This window comes from Niallia sp. FSL K6-0212, assembly GCF_038007605.1.
In the GTDB taxonomy this organism is placed as follows: Bacteria; Bacillota; Bacilli; order Bacillales; family Cytobacillaceae; genus Niallia; species Niallia circulans.
On the sequence record NZ_JBBOXL010000001.1, the window covers coordinates 3,405,115 to 3,425,021 of the forward strand.

At 34.3% G+C, this 19,907-nt stretch carries 22 protein-coding genes and 1 pseudogene; 17 read left to right on the forward strand and 6 right to left on the reverse strand.

The genetic code is table 11. The features are described from left to right. The first annotated feature begins 68 nt into the window (after positions 1–68). From MHH96_RS16070 to MHH96_RS16090, 5 genes and pseudogenes are all read left to right on the forward strand, one after another. On the forward strand, positions 69–542 hold the full coding sequence (locus tag MHH96_RS16070) for a DinB family protein (RefSeq protein ID WP_144545915.1): 474 nt from the start codon (positions 69–71) through the stop codon (positions 540–542). A 109-nt stretch (positions 543–651) separates the two neighbouring features. Further along, positions 652–1,158: a hypothetical protein gene (locus MHH96_RS16075; protein WP_061800561.1), complete on the forward strand. Its 507-nt coding sequence runs from the start codon at positions 652–654 to the stop codon at positions 1,156–1,158. 194 nt (positions 1,159–1,352) lie between these two features. Then, on the forward strand, positions 1,353–1,604 hold the full coding sequence (locus MHH96_RS16080) for a hypothetical protein (protein WP_047940185.1): 252 nt from the start codon (positions 1,353–1,355) through the stop codon (positions 1,602–1,604). A 144-nt stretch (positions 1,605–1,748) separates the two neighbouring features. Then, positions 1,749–2,372, forward strand: coding sequence for an NUDIX hydrolase (locus MHH96_RS16085; protein ID WP_047940186.1), 624 nt, complete (start codon positions 1,749–1,751; stop codon positions 2,370–2,372). 705 nt (positions 2,373–3,077) lie between these two features. Next, positions 3,078–3,374: pseudogene (locus MHH96_RS16090) on the forward strand (SMI1/KNR4 family protein); the annotation flags it as partial. A gap of 279 nt (positions 3,375–3,653) precedes the next feature. Here the strand turns inward: MHH96_RS16090 and MHH96_RS16095 are convergent. The 3 genes from MHH96_RS16095 to pdxR all read right to left on the reverse strand — a co-directional run bounded on the left by MHH96_RS16095 (position 3,654) and on the right by pdxR (position 6,583). After that, positions 3,654–4,115: an SgcJ/EcaC family oxidoreductase gene (locus MHH96_RS16095; RefSeq protein WP_047940188.1), complete on the reverse strand. Its 462-nt coding sequence runs from the start codon at positions 4,113–4,115 to the stop codon at positions 3,654–3,656. Further along, entirely contained in the window at positions 4,090–4,704 is a 615-nt protein-coding gene (locus tag MHH96_RS16100) for a PadR family transcriptional regulator (protein ID WP_053215551.1), read from the reverse strand. Before MHH96_RS16100 ends, MHH96_RS16095 begins: the two co-directional genes overlap by 26 nt. A gap of 481 nt (positions 4,705–5,185) precedes the next feature. After that, positions 5,186–6,583 (reverse strand): MocR-like pyridoxine biosynthesis transcription factor PdxR, encoded by a 1,398-nt coding sequence (pdxR, locus tag MHH96_RS16105; protein WP_328282865.1) that lies wholly within the window; start codon positions 6,581–6,583, stop codon positions 5,186–5,188. Between the two features lie 148 nt (positions 6,584–6,731). On the opposite strand from pdxR, the gene MHH96_RS16110 reads away from it, so the two are divergent. Next, positions 6,732–7,256 carry an ECF transporter S component gene (locus MHH96_RS16110; RefSeq protein ID WP_144545913.1) on the forward strand — a complete coding sequence of 175 codons (525 nt, stop codon included), beginning with the start codon at positions 6,732–6,734 and terminating at the stop codon, positions 7,254–7,256. A 107-nt stretch (positions 7,257–7,363) separates the two neighbouring features. On the opposite strand, the gene MHH96_RS16115 is transcribed toward MHH96_RS16110, so the two are convergent. Continuing rightward, entirely contained in the window at positions 7,364–8,134 is a 771-nt protein-coding gene (locus tag MHH96_RS16115; RefSeq protein WP_412759304.1) for a phosphotransferase, read from the reverse strand. A 174-nt stretch (positions 8,135–8,308) separates the two neighbouring features. Then, on the reverse strand, positions 8,309–8,488 hold the full coding sequence (locus tag MHH96_RS16120; protein ID WP_144545909.1) for a hypothetical protein: 180 nt from the start codon (positions 8,486–8,488) through the stop codon (positions 8,309–8,311). A gap of 393 nt (positions 8,489–8,881) precedes the next feature. Between MHH96_RS16120 and MHH96_RS16125 the strand changes: the two genes are divergently transcribed. The 6 genes from MHH96_RS16125 (at position 8,882) to MHH96_RS16150 (ending at position 14,701) form a co-directional block, all read left to right on the forward strand. Further along, positions 8,882–9,400 carry a DUF3841 domain-containing protein gene (locus MHH96_RS16125; RefSeq protein WP_047940190.1) on the forward strand — a complete coding sequence of 173 codons (519 nt, stop codon included), beginning with the start codon at positions 8,882–8,884 and terminating at the stop codon, positions 9,398–9,400. Positions 9,401–9,493: 93 nt separating this feature from the next. Continuing rightward, positions 9,494–10,375: an NAD-dependent epimerase/dehydratase family protein gene (locus tag MHH96_RS16130; protein WP_047940191.1), complete on the forward strand. Its 882-nt coding sequence runs from the start codon at positions 9,494–9,496 to the stop codon at positions 10,373–10,375. Positions 10,376–10,765: 390 nt separating this feature from the next. Continuing rightward, positions 10,766–11,068 (forward strand): ArsR/SmtB family transcription factor, encoded by a 303-nt coding sequence (locus MHH96_RS16135; protein ID WP_047940192.1) that lies wholly within the window; start codon positions 10,766–10,768, stop codon positions 11,066–11,068. A 140-nt stretch (positions 11,069–11,208) separates the two neighbouring features. After that, positions 11,209–12,360 (forward strand): MFS transporter, encoded by a 1,152-nt coding sequence (locus MHH96_RS16140; RefSeq protein ID WP_144545907.1) that lies wholly within the window; start codon positions 11,209–11,211, stop codon positions 12,358–12,360. Positions 12,361–12,799: 439 nt separating this feature from the next. After that, positions 12,800–13,822, forward strand: a complete 1,023-nt coding sequence (locus tag MHH96_RS16145; RefSeq protein ID WP_144545905.1) for a helix-turn-helix domain-containing protein — start codon at positions 12,800–12,802, stop codon at positions 13,820–13,822. Between the two features lie 84 nt (positions 13,823–13,906). After that, positions 13,907–14,701, forward strand: coding sequence for an SDR family NAD(P)-dependent oxidoreductase (locus tag MHH96_RS16150; protein WP_144545904.1), 795 nt, complete (start codon positions 13,907–13,909; stop codon positions 14,699–14,701). Between the two features lie 398 nt (positions 14,702–15,099). On the opposite strand, the gene MHH96_RS16155 is transcribed toward MHH96_RS16150, so the two are convergent. Beyond that, a complete protein-coding gene (locus MHH96_RS16155) occupies positions 15,100–15,558 on the reverse strand; it encodes a DinB family protein (protein ID WP_144545902.1) in 459 nt (152 codons plus the stop codon). A 132-nt stretch (positions 15,559–15,690) separates the two neighbouring features. On the opposite strand from MHH96_RS16155, the gene MHH96_RS16160 reads away from it, so the two are divergent. The 5 genes from MHH96_RS16160 to MHH96_RS16180 all read left to right on the forward strand — a co-directional run bounded on the left by MHH96_RS16160 (position 15,691) and on the right by MHH96_RS16180 (position 19,885). Further along, a complete protein-coding gene (locus tag MHH96_RS16160) occupies positions 15,691–16,002 on the forward strand; it encodes a hypothetical protein (protein ID WP_144545900.1) in 312 nt (103 codons plus the stop codon). 216 nt (positions 16,003–16,218) lie between these two features. Then, complete coding sequence (locus MHH96_RS16165) at positions 16,219–16,911, forward strand: response regulator transcription factor (protein ID WP_095328358.1); 693 nt, start codon at positions 16,219–16,221, stop codon at positions 16,909–16,911. Next, complete coding sequence (locus tag MHH96_RS16170; RefSeq protein WP_144545898.1) at positions 16,889–19,150, forward strand: histidine kinase dimerization/phospho-acceptor domain-containing protein; 2,262 nt, start codon at positions 16,889–16,891, stop codon at positions 19,148–19,150. The genes MHH96_RS16165 and MHH96_RS16170 overlap by 23 nt, the downstream gene beginning before the upstream one ends. Before the next feature lie 11 nt (positions 19,151–19,161). Continuing rightward, positions 19,162–19,332, forward strand: a complete 171-nt coding sequence (locus MHH96_RS16175) for a hypothetical protein (protein ID WP_161798379.1) — start codon at positions 19,162–19,164, stop codon at positions 19,330–19,332. A 121-nt stretch (positions 19,333–19,453) separates the two neighbouring features. Beyond that, positions 19,454–19,885 carry an NUDIX hydrolase gene (locus MHH96_RS16180; RefSeq protein WP_047940199.1) on the forward strand — a complete coding sequence of 144 codons (432 nt, stop codon included), beginning with the start codon at positions 19,454–19,456 and terminating at the stop codon, positions 19,883–19,885. The last annotated feature ends 22 nt before the right edge of the window (positions 19,886–19,907 follow it).

Sequence of the window (19,907 nt, forward strand, 5' to 3'; positions counted from 1 at the left end):
GGAAGAAGGAAATAAATACTTTATAGCGAAAGGTATTGTATTAAACTAAATTAGGGGTGTTCAAAATATTGATAAAATTCTTTGAATATAACTGGCAAGTAAGAGATGAATGGTTTGACTGGTGTAATCAATTAACAATTAAAGAGTTATTAAAAAATCGTATTGGCGGAGTAGGAAATATTTTATTTACACTTTTCCATATAATTGATGTGGAATATAGTTGGATTCGTGGTATTAAAGGGAAAGAGGATGTAGTATTTCAGTTTGATGACTATAATACACTTGAAAAGGTTAAAGCTCTTTCAGATAAATTACGGAAGGAAATCGCTGAATATTTGAGAAACATAGATGACTTGAAGGAACAGAGTGTCAGTGTCCCTTGGGATGAAAAGAAATACGCTGTAAATGATATAATTCACCATATTATTGCACACGAAATTCATCATATCGGACAACTTTCAGTTTGGTCGAGAGAATTGGGACTACAACCTCCGTCTTCTAGTTTTGTTGGCAGAGATCTAAAATTTGTTCATTTTTCTTGAACTATCAGGCACATTTTTTTCTTTTTGTTATTATCAGGAGCTGTATTTCTATAATAAATGTATTATGTGACAAACGGGATTAACTTAGGAAATTTAGTTATAAAGGAAAATGGAGAAGGAGGGAATTGTTATTTTCGGAATAAAAAATTACAATCCCAAATTGTATGAAGAATCGTTTGGAATCATAGCTGAATATAAATGTAAGCTGGAATCTCTGAAAGGGCAAACAATAGAAGAACTATGGGTGTCCTGGGATAGTATTAATGATGAATGGTTTAATGACCTGCCAGTAATATTAAAATTTAAAACTTGCCAGTTAGAACTATGTGCATACAAGACTAATCAATATGCTGTAACTTTTGACCACATTGACCTGTTACAAGAGATTAATTACTTTGGTAGAAAACTAGTTTGGAAAAAGAACAAATTGGTAGAGCTTAATAAATTTTTAAAGAAAGAAATAAATACTGTTGAAATTATTCAATGGATGGAACAATTGATTGGCGTCGGTTTTGAAACTAATGAAGGTTTTTTTGCAATATGTAATGGCTTAGATGAAAATGAAATTGTTACAAGAAAGCATATAGATCAGGATTATAATTATATCAATATATAGTTTGCTCAAAGGGTAACTTGCTTAATATAGGAAAAAAGAGGCAGCATGATTGGAATAAATTAAAGTAAGGGAAGAATTGTACTTAGACTAGGGGCATTGATCCAAGACGGATGAATGCTTTTTTATCCATTATGGTACTGAAGCGGCAGGCTGCTTGGTATTAAACTTATGAATACAAAAAAGGTGTGATCCATATGAAATTATACGATAAACCGATTAGAGCATATTTACACAACGAATTAAGTGCTATAGAGGAACATGACGGTGAACTCATTTATCATTTTGAAAAGGGGTACGTGACAGTTCTTGGTGAGTTTGAATGTGAGAAGTATGTTGGAGGAACAGCTTGTATTATTTTTAATCAAGAAGATGTTATATCTGTTGGAAAAGGAATGCTACGATTTATTGACAAAGGAGTCAATGAAAAAGAGGGAGCCTTTTTTTAATGACTAATAGATACTATGAAGCAACGGCACTCTTTCTTGATCTTGCTATAATGGCAGATTAGTCAGTAAAGAATTTATAAATATTGGTTTATTCTGCATTTTATAAGAAAATAAAATGATTATTGAGTTAATAGGGGGTAATTTATGAGTATTGAAATGATAAAAATTTACGATGAACAAAAAAATCCATTAGGCATAACTAGTCGTGATATCGTTCACCAAAAAGGTTACTGGCACGATACCTTTCATTGTTGGTTTTTAAAAAATGAAAATAATATAGATTATATATATTTTCAATTACGTAGTAAGGTTAAAAATGATTTTCCTAATTTATTGGATATTACGGCTGCTGGTCATATCTTGGCCAATGAAACTGTTGGAGAGGGTATTAGGGAAATAAAAGAAGAATTAGGCATGGATGTATCAATGGAAGATTTAGAATTAATAGGTGTTATAAAGGATTGTATTATTACTGAAAATTTTATTGATAAAGAATTTGGCAATGTATATATGTATAGAGTAAATGAAGAACCTGTATATAAACTTCAAAAAGAAGAAGTATCTGGCATTGTAAGAACCAAATTCAAAAATTTTTATGATTTTGTTTTTGAGAAGAGAACTGAAATTACTGTAAATGGTTTCATAATTAATACGTATGATGAAAAGTTAGAAATTACAAAAAGTGTTACAAAAGAAGATTTCGTACCACACTCTGGTTCATATTTGAAAGATGTTGTAACAATAATTAAGAATGTTATGGATTGCTAAAGAGAGGTATAGTTGTCAGGGATGCATTTCCTTAATAAATAAACAAATTTTATTTAAAAAGGCAACCAAGTTTGTAAAGAAATGTACTTCAACTAAAGGGGGCATTAGCTCGATAAAACGATGGTCAGTTTTTTGCGGACTTTCAACTCGAAGTAATAAATGTTCCTAATCGTCGTTATGGGAAAGTTACTTAACTTTATTCCAAATCTTTAAATATCTATTGTGAAATTCATTATGATAATCTGATTATATAGTATACTGGGAATCTTATTACAATAATATACATAAGGATTTTTGCAATGGAAAAGTGGGATTTATTTGATAAGTATCGTAATAAAATAGAGAAACAAATAGCTCAGGGAGGATGAAATGAAACCAGGAGAGTTCTATTTAATAGTACACATATGTATATTTAATTCAAAAGATTCAGCAACGTCAGCCCTTTAAGCAAGGGTGGTCGAACCTTTGGAATATCACTTGTGGTGGTAGTGCTGTTGCAGGTGATACAGTCAGCAGGCTGCTTCAAGCGAGCTATTCGAGGAATTGGGGAATTCATAATAACTTTGAAAGGATTCGTCTACAATTTACTATTAACTTTGAACATGGCTTTGATGATTATTATTTAATTGAATATGAATTAGATTTGAATGAATTGACAATACAGACTGAAGAGGTACGTACAAGCAGTCAAATGGGCCTCTAAATAAGTACAAAGAACTTTTTAAGTTAGTAAATAATGTAGAAATCGATGAATGGATTCTCTATCCTATTAAAACCCAAATAAATTCTAAAAAAACATGGGACGATGTTGTTAGACAAAATAAGGAAGCAAGAGATGAAAGAATGTCTGAAGACCTTATTGCAATTGGTGATGATGGTTCGGGAGATCTACTGTGCTTTAAAAAAGTGAACAGAAAAATTGAAGATACCATTTTTCTCTGGAATCACGAAACAAGGGAATTAGACGAATATGCAGCTAGTTTAGAGGAGTTTATTAATTAAATATCTGAAGAAAATGATGAATTAAACAGTAACACCCTTATTCAACGAATGCTTTCGTTAAAGATGGAATGGCTGTGGCGCTCCCGTTTACTTCTTGTGCTAACTTGCAGTTTAATCGTTCATAGCTTTTTTTAGAGCCAGATATTATTCAAGAGAGACGAAACCGGCGCTCCCCTTTTGTTTAGGATAGAACCGGTTTAGGCATAATGAGTTTATAACTAGTCATAATGGATAACAATTTTAGATACCAGGAAAACCGTCTTTAAACATACATTCAACTTAGCTTTTTTCACTCTTTTTTTTACCTTTTTTCAAAAGCCATTTAATAAAAAAGTTTGGCTCTTTGATTCGACAGTTGTGAAAAGCAGAGATCTTCCATTCCCCATTTTGTTTGGCTATTACATTAGTATTGATAGATTCTCTTTTCTTATTATAATTTTTTTGGTTTGACATTTTTGTATTTCCTATACAGTGAACAATTGCTAGTTCATCATTTAGGAAACGAATGCTCGTAATTCGTCCTTGCATTTGTGATCCCTTTAAGACACCATTAAATAAATCCTGATGTGATCTCTCTACTTCTTTTTTTCCTTTTAAATGCTGTCCGAAAAAAGTAACATAGTCAACATCTTCCGTAAAGCAATTCGCAAATGCTTCGCCATCTCCATGACTCCATGCCGAAAACATTTCATTAAATAAAAAGTGTATGGCTTCTTTATCTGTTTTCCATTTTTGTGTCATTTGAATGTTCCTTTCTCTTATCGTTTTTTATGCTCATCTTAATCTGTTCTTTAAAATTAGTTGCCCATTGTTTTTCTAGATTCCATTGCTCTGCATTTAGGTGCATTAAACTTTCTATGGTCGTATAAAATGAGGTACGATGCATTGACTTAACATGCTCAGGATTTTCATCAAATTCTAATTGTTGGGCCTTGATATGATCAATTGCTGTTTGACAATATTTTATATAGTGATGAACCAAATAGAGTTGATCTTCTTCGTTTAGAAATTCAAAGTAGATGGCCTTTATGTGAAAAATTTTTTGGTAATTTCCAAGATTTTTTTTTGTATCCATCATCAACTCAAAAAAACGTGATTTACCTTTATTCGTTATTTCGAAAGTACGACTTGGCCGATCGGTAGGAAAAGGGACAGTGGCTGGATCAGATTCTTGAATCAGACCAGCTTTCTCTAATTTATTAAGCAATGTTGAAAGAGTTCCTCTGCTCACCTGCTCCCATGGACCAATGGTGTCATTTGATATTTTTGAGATAAGATATGCATGTAATGGAAATTTCATTAATAACGAAAGTACAAGAAGTTCATACATTCATTATCAAGCTCCCTTCTATAGTTTTGTTAAAACTAATTTAATAAAACTATATTCAATACTTTAACTTTTGTCAATGAAATATGAAAAAAGTACGTATTGCTTATTAAATAAACTGGCTCGTTTCTAATGTAAGAAGTTGTCTTTTTTATACTCTAAACAAAAGATTGTGAGGTTATTCACTTAAACTAACATGTGCTTTAAAGCTTGAAGTTAGATCCTACTTTTATAAAGCTGGATTTCAAAAATACATATTACAGACGCCTTTCTAGTCATGGCAGCTAATGTATCGTTCGTTGGATTGTACTTATTGTATTAATGCTTAAATCATTAAACGTCTAAACCTTGCTAAATAAGGATTAGACGTTTTCTTTATTATTCAATAATCTAGTTAATAGAAAAATGAACACTACTTCTTAAATAATACTGTGCAATAGTTTAAATTAAATAGAGATTCTAGCTAGAGTTAGTACAAGCTGAATTATTTTTCCATTTTCCAGCATTGCATTAATTGGTGTATGCTTTCCTCGATTTTTTCTAATGGGATGCCTCCAAACCCTAACAGGAATGTTGGATACTTATATTCAATTGGTTTTATAAGATAATCGCTTAATGGATAAATGGAGATATGGCTTTTTGCTGCGATAGCTTTTAGCTCATTTTCACTTTTTGGCAAGGGTAGGGATATTAAAATATGCATCCCGGCTTGATCTCCAGTGATGATGACTTCTGGATAATCTGTTTTAAAGATATGGATCAGTTTATCAAGTTTTTTACGATAAATTTTCCGCATACGATTTAAGTGTTTTGAAAAATAACCGTCTCTCATGAAGCTGGCTACTATATGCTGGTCAAACCTTGGTACAGTTGCCGAATAATAACTGAATGTTTCCTTATATTTCTTCAACAATGTAGAAGGCAAAAGAAAATAGGCCAATCGCAATGAAGGCATTAACGATTTGGTGAACGTACTTAGATAAATCACCTTATTGTTTTGATCCATCCCGTGTAAGGCGGGAATGGGTTTACCAGTGTAACGAAACTCGCTGTCGTAATCGTCTTCAATAATGTAGCGATTTTTACTTTTGGCTGCCCACTGCATTAACTGTGTTCTCCTTGTGGCGGAAAGAACGGCACCTGTTGGAAATTGGTGAGAAGGTGTAATATAGACCACATTCGCCTTTGTTTTTTCCAGTTGATCCACCATCAATCCGTCTTCATCAACTGGAATAGGGATGGCTTTATTTTGCAGTTGAATTCTAGGGCTTGCTGAATAGCCAGGATTTTCAAGGGCTAAGGTTGAATCTTTTTCAAGCAACTTTAAAATCATAGGAAAGAGTTGTTCTGTTCCTGACCCAATCACAATTTGCTCTGGTTTACATATTATCCCACGCGATTGATATAGGTATTTGGCTATTTCCGCCCGTAAAGTGTATTCCCCTTGTGGTTCTCCAATCTGTAGCAACTCCTTTGACGGTGTATCATATAAATTTTTTGCATACTTTCTCCACTGTGAAAAAGGAAAGGAATCTGTGTCGATTTTGCCAGGATGAAAGTCAATTCGGATCATTTCTTTCTCTATATCCTCCATAGGCAACTCAACATTTTCTGTTTCAATATAAGGTAATTCGTTTATATCCTCTACAAAAAATCCAATCCGTGGTTTTGAGACAATAAATCCCTCTGCAACCAGCTGAGCATATGCCACTTCGATAGTTGTTTGGCTGATGTTTAAAAAATCAGCCAATTTTTTTTTGGAGGGGAGTTGCGTTCCAACTTCAATTTGTTGGCTTAAAATAGCAGTTTTGATTCCCATATAAAGCTGCTCATATAAGGGTTTAGTTGTGTTTTTATTCAATTCAAACATAAGCATATCCATTCGGGAAGTATCCTTTCTGACCACGTTATTTTTATAAAAATTGACACTTTTTATATTGTCAGATTTTATTATACTAGTAATCATGAAGAAGAGGATATTCTTTTTTTAAACTGAAAAACAAATACTTGAAGGAAGAGGAGAATTTTGCATGTTTACGACAAAACAAAACAAAACGAGAATCCTAGTTCTCAATGCACTTTTTATTACTCTAACGTTTCTTGCTACAATGTTTATCAACATCAGGCTGCCACTGATGGGAAATGGGGGACTAATCCATTTGGGTAACGTGCCGTTTTTGATTGCTGCATTTCTTTTTGGCAAGAAATCTGGTGCGATTGTAGGCGCTTTTGGAATGGCTTTATTTGATATTATGTCAGGCTGGACATTATGGGCTCCATTTACATTTGTAATTGTTGGTACTATGGGATATATAGCAGGACTTATTGCGGAAAAGATGCCTGGCAAAAAGTCTTTTGTATATATAATGGCAGTTGCTGTTGCCATGATCATCAAAGTTGTCGGCTACTATTTTACAGAAGTAATCCTTTATGGCAACTGGATCCAGCCATTCGGCTCCGTGCCAGGTAATATCATGCAACTTGTCATCGCCGGCATCATCGTCGTGCCACTTACAAAAGGGTTTGAGCAACGAATTATTAAAAGTGTCCATTAAGAGTGCCTGGCACCACAAAAAGACAAAAGGGATTAAAATGTCCTTGCTGAGAGTACATTTTAATCCCTTTATTTAGTGTGCAACTAATCAATCAATTTGTTTACAAATTAAAAAAATTCATACAACCCTTCGTCAAAATATCGAAATTCATCCATGGTAATCTGATAATGTTTATAGCGTGCATAAAAGGCTTCTTTAAACCTGTTATTATGAACAAAGCTTTTAATGGCTAATGCTTCATCATAGCGGGGATCACCAACTGTCATGCCAGCGACATCAATGAACTTTGTTGCAGCGCCATTCACAACAAGAACATTGTCTGTTGTGCAATCTCCATGTATAATCGTTTGGTTTATTGGCGCTGGCTTATTATTTTTCAACAAAGTGAGAAGGTCATTGGATCCTTCTGTCCATCCTTTTTTAACATAATACTCCGCTTTTAGGAGACGTTCAGATAGCCATTCACCTACATGATGAAATGGATCCATTATTTCTGTAGTATGCAGATTATGTAAAAGTTGACCAAAGCTTTGGATTAAAGCACATTTCTCTGTGTCTGTTTTTGCTTGGTTTAAAGCAGCTGTTAAGGTAATCCCTTGTTCATAGGACATGATCAAATGACTGCTGGCTTGTTCCTTTATAAATCCATAGTAAAACGGAACAGGGATAAATTCTTTCCCGATTAATTTTTCTAAAACACATGCTTCTGTCTGAAGCCAATCTCGATATTTTTCATCAAAAGCGCTTTTTAGTATGTAGGTGCCACTTCTGGCCAGCACTTGATAAACGGTAGAGGTACTGCCTTGTTCAGCAACAAGTGAGATAGATGGAAGCGATCCAATAAGTTTCTCTAACTGCTTTAGTGGTAATTCGTTCAATTCTTTCACCAGCTTTCCATTATTCTATTTTTATATGGCCAAGAAAAGAGTAAAGAAAGAATCTTGATGAGATAGGTCACTAGAATAATTTATAATAATATTATTATGTTAACTAATGATTTTGGGACATTTTTTTCAAGCATATCCTCTATAATGAAAGAAGAGTGCAATAATTTATTGCTTTCGAACATTATCCTTTTTGCGAAACATATTTAAAAGCAAGTCACAGATAAGATAGACAATGACGAAAGCAATAAAAACGTTATACCAAAGAGTATCAATGTTTGTAAAGATTAATAGAAGACCTAAACCAGTAATCAAAATTTTTATCAATACATGTAACTTATTCATCATGACTCACTCCTAACCATTTTTTTAAATAAACGTAACCCCATTCAAACAAATTAGTAGTAATAACTCTATCAAAGAAAAAACATAAAGAGCTAAAAATAAATTTAAGAAAAAGATAAGGACATTGCCGATAAGGCCGCTAATATGAATGACTCCTTTTTTTAAGAAACCAGAGATAATCCCAATGAGAGGAAGAAGCCATATGAGTATGATAGAAAGAGTATTGGAATAGAGATACGCATAAAAAATACAAGGATAAAAGCCATCAGCGATATAATAAAAATAACAAAAGATCCAACACCAAAGAAATTCCGTTTTACATAATCTCTTATCCTTTTTTGTTTAATATTACCATATTGCAGCTTTTATAATAAAGAAAAGGAGCTTGATAGATAAATGCCTATTTACTTTACCAACCAAGCAATCGAAGTGGTAAATCAATTAAATAAAACTGGCTATTTAACTGGAAAAGCAGAATTTGTGGATATAGACTTTCTCCCTTCTTATAGATGGATGATAGAACAAATGGGTAAGAGGCTGAATCATAATGGCTCCTATCCTATTTGGCTGTGGACGACAAAACCAAATTTACAGTCGGAAGGACATTTTAATAAAGGAACAAAAGCTGTATGTTTAACAGTCGAGATACCAGAAAACCAAATTCTGTTTTCTGATTTTTCTGCTTGGCATTGTGTGTTAAATAACGGTTTTTGCCCTATGACTGAGGAGGAAGATACTTTATTCGACGATGGTAAATTAACTATTACAAAGGAGCAAAGCTGGGAAAGGATTTTCGATTTAGCAAAATTGCAAAATTCAGAAATGTGGAATAACGGGGTTCAAATAGTTCAAGGGGTGACACCTATAATTCAAAAAGAACAGATTGTAAATATAGAATATTTTATTGCAAAATAATAGATTTATTGAAATAATATCGTGAATGAAAAAGAGGAATTAGCTCCTTTCTATGGAATTTTTAAAATAATGTCATAGATTAGGAGAAAAAAGATGAAAAATATATTAGTGCTAGGCGGCACGCGTTTTTTTGGAAGGAAGCTTGTGGAATTGCTGCTGAAAGAGGGACACCGTGTTACGATTATGACTCGAGGGACAGTAAGTCATCCATTTGACAACGAAGTGAAACATATTATCGCTGATCGTTCTAAAAAGGAACAATTACAACATCATTTCGCAGGTCAAACCTTTGATATTGTTTATGACAATATCTGTTATACACCTAATGAAGCAAAAGACTTTTGTGAAGTATTTAATGGGAAAATAGGAAAGCTTGTGTTTACTTCCTCTTTATCTACTTATCCTGTAGATGGAAACGAAAAAAGAGAGGCAGATTTTCATCCATACAACTATCCAATACAACTAGATAAGAGCGAATTTGTTTATGATGAAGGAAAGCGGCAGGCAGAAGCAGCATTTTTCCAGTATGCAGATTTCCCCGTTGTAGCGGTAAGATTTCCAATTGTGTTAGGGGAAGATGATTACACGCGCCGGCTGCATTTTCATGTTGAGCGAATTCAACAGGATCGAACGATCGGCTTTGTTAATATGGAGGCAGAAATGTCCTTTATTCTTGCTTCGGAAGCGGCCGCATTTTTAAAGTGGGCAGGTTTTTCAGAGGTGGAAGGGCCATTTAATGCGACAGCAAATGGGAAAATTACAATGAAAAAATTAATCCAAATAATCGAAAAGATTACAGGACATACTGCAAAAATTACCCTTGACGGAGATGAAGAAGATTTCTCTCCGTATGCCATTCCTGCATCATGGTATATGAATACGGAAAAGGCAGAAAAAGCAGGATTTACGTTTACGAATCTGGATGATTGGCTGCCAGCATTGATTAAGAAGATTGCAAAAGATAATAAAAAATAATCTGTATTACTGAGATTTTTAGATAAAAATGTAACGAAGAAGAAATCCCCCGAGAATTAGACCATATTTAGTGTATGTCTTATTCTCTGGGGATGTTTTTGTGGAAAGGAGAAATATAGTCTTAGAAAGAGAAAAGAAACTAAAGGAAGATACCTATTATACAAATGTTTTGTCAGATGGATAACAACGGAATTATCATTAACAAAAAAATTAGTTGATATGATAAGTCGTATACAAAAGAATAAATAGCTCTACAAAGCAATTTTCGGGAGACTGGCAGTTGTTTTATAAACGAAAGAATAGATGTTGATATTTATAACACTTCCCTCATCTGTAAAATTCAATTAAATACAAATTGACATATCGTATTTTTTAGATATAATAAAAAACATGAAACCTATTGAAATCTTTAAAGCCTTATCAAATGAATCAAGGCTGCAAATTTTACACTGGCTAAAAGAACCTGAACGTCATTTTGTACCTCATGAAGGGATTGATATGAGAAAAACAGGGGTATGCGTTAGTCAAATAACAGAGCAATTAAAAATGACGCAATCAACAGCTTCTCAATACCTAAATATACTTTTGCGAGCTGGGCTGATTAAGACAGAGCGTATTGGAAAGTATACGTATTACAAAAGAGATGAAGAAGCAATAAAAAATATTGCAGCTATTTTGGAGCAAGAGATCTAAAGTAAATGTAACTGAATTCTCTCTAAGAATTCAGCTTTATTTACACCTAACATATCGATATATCACGATATGTTTATATTTATCATTTACATATCGTCTTTTCTAGATATGTAAATATAATATGCGAAGGAGAGATTATTTTGTCTAACACATTTAAAATTTATATTTTAGCACTTATTAGTTTTTTAGTTGGAACATCGGAGTATATTATCTCTGGTGTATTGGATAACATTGCAGATTCACTAGGAATCACTTTGGCGGCTGCAGGACAATTAATAACGATATTCTCGCTTGTCTATGCAATCTTTACACCCATTCTTATGGCACTAACATCAGGCATGGATAGACGAAAGCTTATGATTGTATCACTGGGCTTGTTTGTGATAGCAAACATATTTGCATTCTTATTGCCAGGTTACACCTTATTTGTTTTATCAAGAATTATAATGGCACTAGGCGCTGGAATGGTCGTCGTTACAGCTCTGACTATCGCGGCAAAAATAGCACCTGAAGGTAAACAAGGTAGTGCAATAGCTACTGTAGTGATGGGATTTACAGCATCTTTAATCATTGGTGTTCCACTAGGACGAATTATTACAGATGCATTCAACTGGAAAGCAGTATTTGGCGGAATTGCGTTCCTTGGGTTATTAGCGATGATCATCATCTCATTCGTAATACCGTCAACAAAAGGAGATGAACCGGTTCCGTTGAGACAACAACTTGCTCTCTTAAAGGATCGAAAAGTAGCGATTGGTTTATCCATCACCTTTTTCTGGCTTGGCGGGTATTCAGTTGCTTACACATACTTATCTCCTTATCTTTTGAACATCTCAGGTATCCATGAAAAATTATTAAGTGGAGTTCTGCTTATATTCGGTGTTGCTAGTTTATTCGGCTCAAAATTCGGTGGTTTTAGCACAGACAAATGGGGTGTGTCACGTACATTAATAGGTTCGATGCTTCTACACATTGTCATGCTTATTCTTTTATCATTAATCACTCACACATATGTTGGTGTTGTAATCATACTAATATTGTGGTCCTTTGCAGCGTGGACATCAGCTCCAGCACAACAGTTCAATTTGGCAACCATAAAACCAGAATCTTCCGGAGTACTTTTAGGACTAAACCAGTCAATGATGCAATTATCAATGGCTGCAGGGGCAGGAATTGGTGGGATATTTGTAGAAAAGGTATCGCTAGGTTCCATCACCTGGGTAGGAGTACTAGGATTAGCTATAGCTATTTTTATGGTATTAAAGTCTTCTCGTGGCAACTTACATAAATAGTTGAAAACAAGGTAAAAGGAACAAAAGATTTCAAGTATAATAGGTTTCTCTCTAAGTTGTTAATACTAAATGGAAAGTTTTTAAAAGGTTGCTGGTGGATTATAACGGGTTCTTTTTTGGAGTATAAAGAAAACAATCCAATTAGATATGTAATTAACATGAAAAACGACCAGATTTTTGTCTGGCCGTTTTTCATATCCTTATTTCTTAAAGTGAATACATCAATCATAAGAAATAAAAATCGTATAGTAACAACTAATAAAAACCTTTATGACCATTCTTTCTGCTTATAATATTGGCGTATTTTGCAAGTGGTTTGTCGCAGTTCGCTAGTTACAAGACTCTATTAGAGAGGTATTATTAAACAGTACCATTTGTAAAAAAGGACATAATTACATTTAAAATTAGTAATGTAAATAGAGAAAGGAGGACCATATATATGACGTTGTATGCCTCTGACCGTATTAAAATGCCGGCAGGATTTTGGACAGGATTACGTCAATTGGGGATAGACGCCATCGACATGGTTGGAAAAGCACAATTGCCAATCACCATTGTTTCTGATCCAGTTGTCACCACAGCCCAATATTTTGCGATTTGGCAGGCTTATTCCGATCTCGTTGACGACACTGCGAAAGGAATCATCAAGCTTGCGACATCCTTTGAAACAGATCATTTCCCTCCGACTGTCTTAGCAACTTACCATGCTCGTGACTACCGTGATGCCTTAAAGCGGATGGCTAGGTACAAACAACTGTGCCCTCCTGAAAGCTTATATATTACCGAGGAAGGGGAACACTGTACAATTGAAATAAAATCATTGCATAGTGAACAACCCGGTCTGACCATATTAATTGGTATTACGATGGCATTTCTTCTCGAACTGGGACGTCGGGGTACAGGTCAACCTTTGACAGCAAGATTCGTAGAATTTTCGACCCATTCAATTGGCGAACTGCAGTTACTTGAAGATTACTTTGGCTGCCGAATTCAGCTCGGTACAAATTGTAACAGGTTGACTATACATCGAGCAGATCTGGATCGTCCCTTTGTCTCATACAATGCAGAATTGCTAGAAATATTGACTACCGTACTGGAACAGTCGTTGAATGAGCAAGTACGCAGACCTTCTATTACTGAGACAGTCAAGTGGATCATGAAACGCAGCCTAACAGGAGGTCGCCCTGATATTCCGGCTATTGCGAGCGAGTTAGGGTTAAGCGATCGTACTTTGCAGCGGCGGCTTACGGAAGAAGGCACGAGCTTCAAGCATTTGTTAACAAAAGTTCGACATGAGCAGGCAAAAGAGTACCTGGCAGACCCCTCACTTGATATTAAAGAGGTCGCCTTTTTAATTGGATATGAAGATCAAAGCTCGTTCTATCGAGCCTTTCATCTTTGGGAAGGTACTACTCCTTTAAAATGGCGCACTGAATATCTCGGTTTAAACTTGATTAAATGATCGTTTACTTTTGGAACTGTATTATCAGTCGGATAATTTTAATAATAACTAGAATTTACTTAAAACGAAAAGGAGCAACCGTTTATGCAGCTAGATTTAAAAAATAAAACAGCTTTAGTCACTGGATCATCAAGAGGGATCGGCAAAGGAATTGCCATTGAACTAGCAAAAGAAGGTGTTAATGTACTAATTAATGGCCGAAATTACGAGGAGGTGGAACAAACCGTAAATGAAATTAAACTAGAGTTCCCTGATACCTTCCCTCAAAATGCCACTGCTGATATAGTAGATATTCAACAAAGGGAAGCATTATTTAAAAAGCATCCTCAAATTGATATTTTAGTTAACAATACGGGGATTTATGAAATAATGAAATACGAGGACGTCAACGATGAAGTATGGGAAAAGTATATCCATACCAATGTTCTTGCCGCAAATGGATTATCTAAATTTTACTTACCTAAAATGATAAAAAATAATTTTGGTAGAATTATTTTTATTGCGAGTGAAGAAGCAGTTATGCCTTCGGGACAAATGCCGCAATATTGTATGACAAAAACAATGCTATTATCATTGTCAAAAAGTCTATCTAAATTAACAAAAGGAAAAGAAGTCACTGTTAATACGATTATGCCAGGTCCAACACTCTCCGAAAATGTTCATCAAATAATTGAGGGGATGTATCCTAATGAAGATATGACATTTTCAGAAAAAGAGAAAAAATTTATGACCACAAATCTACCTCAGTCTGAAATCCAGCGATTTATCAGACCAGCTGAGATAGGTAGATTAGCTGCCTTTATATGCAGTCCTTATGCATCCGCTTTTAAAGGTTCTCCGATCCGCATGGATGGAGGCATGGTACCGACTATTTACTAGCACTTTTTCCTTTACTCATCTCTCAGAGTAAGTAAAAATTCTTTCAATAAACAAATCTTTGTCAAAATGACGAGTGTGCGTTTTCTTTTTCTGCTAAGCGTTGTTTACTGTAGATTACTCTTTTACTATTAAAGCGAACTGCATACTAATATTATTTTGCAACTTAATAATCATACATAGTGATTTTGTGTTTAAAAATAAACAATTAAAATGTTCTATTTGTACTAAATAAATTGAAACTAATGAAAGTCTTCAAGTTGAACTATAATTTCCATACACCGAAGTTAGAGTCAATATCCTAACTTCGGGCAGTATTAGTAAAAAATGCTAACTCAGGAGCATATTATCATTTATCTTTTGCTTGCCTGCAGAACGTCTATTACCAAATGCCTTTTTAGCTAAATAAATTTTTTCAAATCATTAATCGCCTGTAAATGCATGCCTTCGTGAAAAATCGTACGAATCAGCACTTGTTCGATTGTCTGCATTCCCATATCAATTGGGGGATATTCTTTTTCTAGATCAGCGCCGTACTTCTCTAATATGGCTTGTGGTTGTGACTGCAAAAGTACTTTTAATTCCGTAAAAGAAGGTGTTTCTTCTGTAAAGTTGGCTGGTGTAGTACCGAAACCAAACCATTGATTGAATTGTTTTGAGATAGCAGTGGGTACTTTAGTCAATGCCTCAATCCATAATAACTGATCAAGATATAGGTGACCAAGATTCCAGCGGATATTATTCCTAAACCCCGCTGGAATGATTTCTGCCTGTTCTTCTGTCAACGATTCAACGGCCCCTAAAAGTTCCTTTCGATAGGTTTCTAATTGTTTAAACAAAACTTCCTGACGTGGTTCCATTTTATCCACTCCTTTAAACATTAAATTACTATAAACATTCGCTATATATTTGTCTTTTTCCTGCACTGAAAGAATAGAGATCTGTCTAACGGAAATAATAGAAAAAATAGAATTACAGTCAGGAGGAGAACAATGCCTCGCAAGGATGTAGAGATTAGTGAAGAAGTAGAAAAAAAAGAACCGACGAATATGAAAAAGGAAGAAGGAGAAGAAGATAAATTAAACCGGATGCTGGCATCAGTATTGGAGTATATTTCCGATGATGAAGTAGAAGAAATCGACATTGAATACATATTGGATCAAACAGAAGGACTTCGCGACTGGTGGAATCAATACCGGGAGAAAAACCGCAAGCGCATGGAAAAAGAAATTAAAGAGTCATTAGGGGAATTGTCCCTTGAAGAATTGGAGAAGATTCGGGAACAAATAAAGGCAAAGCAATAGAAAAAAAGGTTTTCATCGTCGCTGATGAAAACCTTTTTAAATTTTTATTAAAAAAGCAGAAAAATGTGGATGTGAACAGCATATTCCTTTGATAGAATAAGAGAATCGAATTGGTAGATAAAATATTAAGAAATTCTTAAGAATTTTGCTTGGCAGATGTTAAGAAATTTTTTCTATGATAGAGACAGCGAAGAGAGAGAAAGCAGGTGTTTTAAGATGGAGAATGTCAATGTGCTCGTGGTGGATGATGAAAAAGAGATAAGAGATGCTATTGAAATATATCTTAAAAATGAAGGAATTACGGTGTTAAAAGCCAGTGATGGAATAGAGGCGTTGGAGATTTTAATGGGAGAAACAGTCCATTTAATTTTAATGGATATTATGATGCCTAATTTAGATGGAATTTCGGCTACTTATAAAATTCGTGAGCAAAAAAATATTCCGATTATTATGCTGACAGCTAAAAGCGAGGATACGGATAAAATATTGGGATTACAAATAGGGGCAGATGATTATATCACCAAGCCATTTAATCCAATGGAGCTAGTTGCCCGAGTGAAATCGCAGTTGCGAAGATATGTAACACTTGGCACCTTTGATGGGGTGAAGAAAAAAATAGACCTTCATGGATTAACATTAGACCAGGAGGCGAAAGAAGTCGCCGTAAATGGAGAAAGTGTAAAGCTGACTCCGATTGAATATAAGATTGTTGTTTTGTTGATGAAAAACGCTGGCAGAGTATTCTCTATTGCGGAAATTTATGAAAGTGTTTGGAAAGAACCTGGATACAATGCCGAAAATACGGTAGCAGTACATATACGAAAAATACGTGAAAAAATTGAAGTGGATCCAAAAAATCCTCGCTTCTTAAAGGTGGTGTGGGGCATTGGCTACAAAATCGAGAAGTAAAGGCCTTTTTATTGTCTGGACACTGCTTATTACACTCGCGCTGAGTGGAATTGTATCTGTAGATATGTGGTTTAACCGTTATTTACACACGGATTTTTATCAAACATCGATATTTCAAGAAAGAATGCAATATTATAAGGATCTTCTAAGTGAAAATGAGTTATATTATATTCCGATTGAAGAGGCAAAGAAAAAAATAACCGTATCAGCTAAAGAAATAAATGAATACCGTTATTATTATGGTGATTTAAATGAACAAATTCAAAACATAAAAAGTCAGTATGAAGAGCAAATTCAGACCGCTAAAGAAACAGGAAGCTCAGAAGCAGAACAGCTATATACAGAAGAAAGAGATAAGAAAATCGCTGATATTACGAAAAATTTCCAAAGTGATGAATACGTAGAAGATAAGATTAAGAAAGAAAAAGCAAGACAATTAGATGAATACTATCAAGAATTACAGAATAGAGAATATGAGTATAAAGACTGGACTGATTCCTTCCTTTATTATTTTGAAAATAACAAAACAGGAGAAAAAGTAACAAATGTTAATCTTGCTCCGGGCGAAACAATTGAGAATAAGCTGAATCAGAAAAATACAAAATTTCTTGGCGATATCCATATAAATCCAAAGGATGAGTGGGAACAGCATTATATTTCTTTAGATTCTCCGTGGTATGAGTTTGGCGATCCCGATGCGGTTGCTATAGAAGTGTCTATTCTAAATAACATCAAGAAAAACATCGGCAGCTTTGAAGGAGTTATTGCTGTTCCTGACAATTTAAGTACTAAGAGTATGCTACATAAAGACATGGATAATTATAAAACGCAACAAAAGCAAGTGATCTACTTTAGTGTTATTAGTATCATCAGCCTAGTTGCCAGCTGTATTCTCCTTTTAACTAAAAGAAGTATTTTAACACAATGGGAATACCCATTTTATAAGAAAATTCCAATTGATATCGGTATAATTTTTCTCCTTATAAGTTTAGCTGTTGCTATTATAGTTGTATGGGGAGTAAATGATCAAATAGAATTAAATTTATATAATGACGGCTCCTATTGGAAGGAAATTATTTTATTTGGCTGTTTAGCTTGGCTGTTTATATCCTTGTTCTTTATCCAAATGTCTTTATTATATAAGGAAATAGTAAAAGGCGATAAATCAATTTGGACAAAAACATTTGTTGGAAAATGTGTTAAAACAATCGGAAAACCAATGCTGCTATTATTTTCAAGTAGAAGTCCATTGACTAAATTAATCCTTTGTTTAATGATAGTTTTCGCGCTAGGATTTTGTTTAATGGCAGTGATTGTGGAACCATTTTTTGTGTTGTTCTTTCTTATTGCGGTCATAATTATCGGCATACCAGCCATCCATTATTTAGTGAAAAATGCAAAGTCTCTAGGTCAGTTAGTTCTATATACAAAGGAAATCAGGAGCGGTCGAAAAGTAAGTGACTTAGATATAAAAGCATCTAGTGAACTTTCAGCATTAGCAGAGACAATCAATACACTAAAAAATGGAGTGATTTATTCCCAAAATGCTCAAGAAAAAAGCGAACGCCTAAAAACAGAGTTAATTACGAATGTTAGTCATGATTTGCGAACACCTTTAACATCAATCATCAATTACACGGAATTATTGAAGAATAAAAATCTATCTGAGGAAGAAAAAGAGGGCTATCTAGGTATTATCGATCGGAAATCCCAACGATTAAAAGTACTAATTGATGATTTATTCGAGGTTTCGAAAATGGTCAGCGGCAATGTGGAATTAAAGAAGGAAAAAATAGACTTAGTGCAGCTTTTACAGCAAGCGTTAGGTGAATATGATGAAACAATTAAAGCGACAACACTTGATTTTCGTGTAACCAATCAAGAACCGTCGATTTATGCAACTGTAGATGGGCAGAAGCTTTGGAGAGTATTTGATAATTTAATAGGCAATATTTTGAAATATTCTTTAGAGCATTCACGTGTCTATATTTCCATTAAACTAGAAAAAGACCAAGCTATTTTGCAGTTTAAAAATATATCTAAGTATGAGCTTGACGATAATCTTGATGAATTATATGAGCGTTTTAAACGCGGGGATACATCGAGGCATACAGAAGGATCTGGTCTTGGACTTGCGATTGCGAAATCAATCATGGATCTACACCAAGGCATGATGAAAATCGAGACAGATGGCGATCTATTTAAGGTTACGCTCGCATTAAATCTAAGCGATTTGTAGTGAAAAGAAGTATGAATAAAAAACAAGCAGCCAAGCTGTATGCCTTAATATTTCCGATTACTCGCAATAAAAAGACAGCAACAAAAATAGTAATGGAAATGCTTCAGGCCGATGATAACCTAAGAGAGAAAGAATTAGCCCGCAAAGCAGTTAATAGAGCCATTGAAATGGTGAAAAAATAAATACGAAAAAGTACTTTCTTTTCAACTAGAAAAGGAGGTATTTTTTCGTAGGAGAAATTTATGGTAAAATAATGGAAAGATTGCAAAAAATCGCAAAAAAAGAAGGAATGGGGGAAAGCAATTGACTCAAAATACACAACCGCAATATGCGCCGCCTAAACATATTGTTTCGGCTGCTTCGATTGTCATCAATGAACAAAAGGAAATTTTATTAATCAAAGGACCCAAAAGAGGCTGGGAAATGCCAGGTGGCCAAGTGGAAGAGGGAGAGTCACTGAAAGCTGCTGCGATAAGAGAAACAAAAGAGGAATCAGGAATTGATATTGAAGTAATAAACTTTTGTGGAATCTTTCAAAATGTCAATGGTTCTATATGCAATACATTATTCTTAGCTAAACCGGTTGGCGGGGAATTTACTACATCACCAGAAAGTTTAGAAGTAGGATTTTTCCCTATTGAGGAAGCGCTCAACATGGTGAAATATAAAAATTTTAGACAAAGAATAGAATACTGTTTGGATGAGAAGCGACAACCTTTTTATGTGGAATTTTGAGAATGACATCGAAATAGATATA

What these genes read in the sequence shown, in the direction of transcription:
- MHH96_RS16075 (WP_061800561.1), top strand. Translation starts at nt 652, where the DNA reads ATGGAGAAGGAGGGAATTGTTATTTTCGGAATAAAAAATTACAATCCC.
- MHH96_RS16080 (WP_047940185.1), top strand. Translation starts at nt 1,353, where the DNA reads ATGAAATTATACGATAAACCGATTAGAGCATATTTACACAACGAATTA.
- MHH96_RS16085 (WP_047940186.1), top strand. Translation starts at nt 1,749, where the DNA reads ATGAGTATTGAAATGATAAAAATTTACGATGAACAAAAAAATCCATTA.
- MHH96_RS16095 (WP_047940188.1), bottom strand. Translation starts at nt 4,115, where the DNA reads ATGACACAAAAATGGAAAACAGATAAAGAAGCCATACACTTTTTATTT.
- MHH96_RS16100 (WP_053215551.1), bottom strand. Translation starts at nt 4,704, where the DNA reads ATGTATGAACTTCTTGTACTTTCGTTATTAATGAAATTTCCATTACAT.
- pdxR (WP_328282865.1), bottom strand. Translation starts at nt 6,583, where the DNA reads ATGGATATGCTTATGTTTGAATTGAATAAAAACACAACTAAACCCTTA.
- MHH96_RS16110 (WP_144545913.1), top strand. Translation starts at nt 6,732, where the DNA reads ATGTTTACGACAAAACAAAACAAAACGAGAATCCTAGTTCTCAATGCA.
- MHH96_RS16120 (WP_144545909.1), bottom strand. Translation starts at nt 8,488, where the DNA reads ATGATGAATAAGTTACATGTATTGATAAAAATTTTGATTACTGGTTTA.
- MHH96_RS16125 (WP_047940190.1), top strand. Translation starts at nt 8,882, where the DNA reads ATGCCTATTTACTTTACCAACCAAGCAATCGAAGTGGTAAATCAATTA.
- MHH96_RS16130 (WP_047940191.1), top strand. Translation starts at nt 9,494, where the DNA reads ATGAAAAATATATTAGTGCTAGGCGGCACGCGTTTTTTTGGAAGGAAG.
- MHH96_RS16135 (WP_047940192.1), top strand. Translation starts at nt 10,766, where the DNA reads ATGAAACCTATTGAAATCTTTAAAGCCTTATCAAATGAATCAAGGCTG.
- MHH96_RS16145 (WP_144545905.1), top strand. Translation starts at nt 12,800, where the DNA reads ATGACGTTGTATGCCTCTGACCGTATTAAAATGCCGGCAGGATTTTGG.
- MHH96_RS16150 (WP_144545904.1), top strand. Translation starts at nt 13,907, where the DNA reads ATGCAGCTAGATTTAAAAAATAAAACAGCTTTAGTCACTGGATCATCA.
- MHH96_RS16155 (WP_144545902.1), bottom strand. Translation starts at nt 15,558, where the DNA reads ATGGAACCACGTCAGGAAGTTTTGTTTAAACAATTAGAAACCTATCGA.
- MHH96_RS16160 (WP_144545900.1), top strand. Translation starts at nt 15,691, where the DNA reads ATGCCTCGCAAGGATGTAGAGATTAGTGAAGAAGTAGAAAAAAAAGAA.
- MHH96_RS16165 (WP_095328358.1), top strand. Translation starts at nt 16,219, where the DNA reads ATGGAGAATGTCAATGTGCTCGTGGTGGATGATGAAAAAGAGATAAGA.
- MHH96_RS16175 (WP_161798379.1), top strand. Translation starts at nt 19,162, where the DNA reads ATGAATAAAAAACAAGCAGCCAAGCTGTATGCCTTAATATTTCCGATT.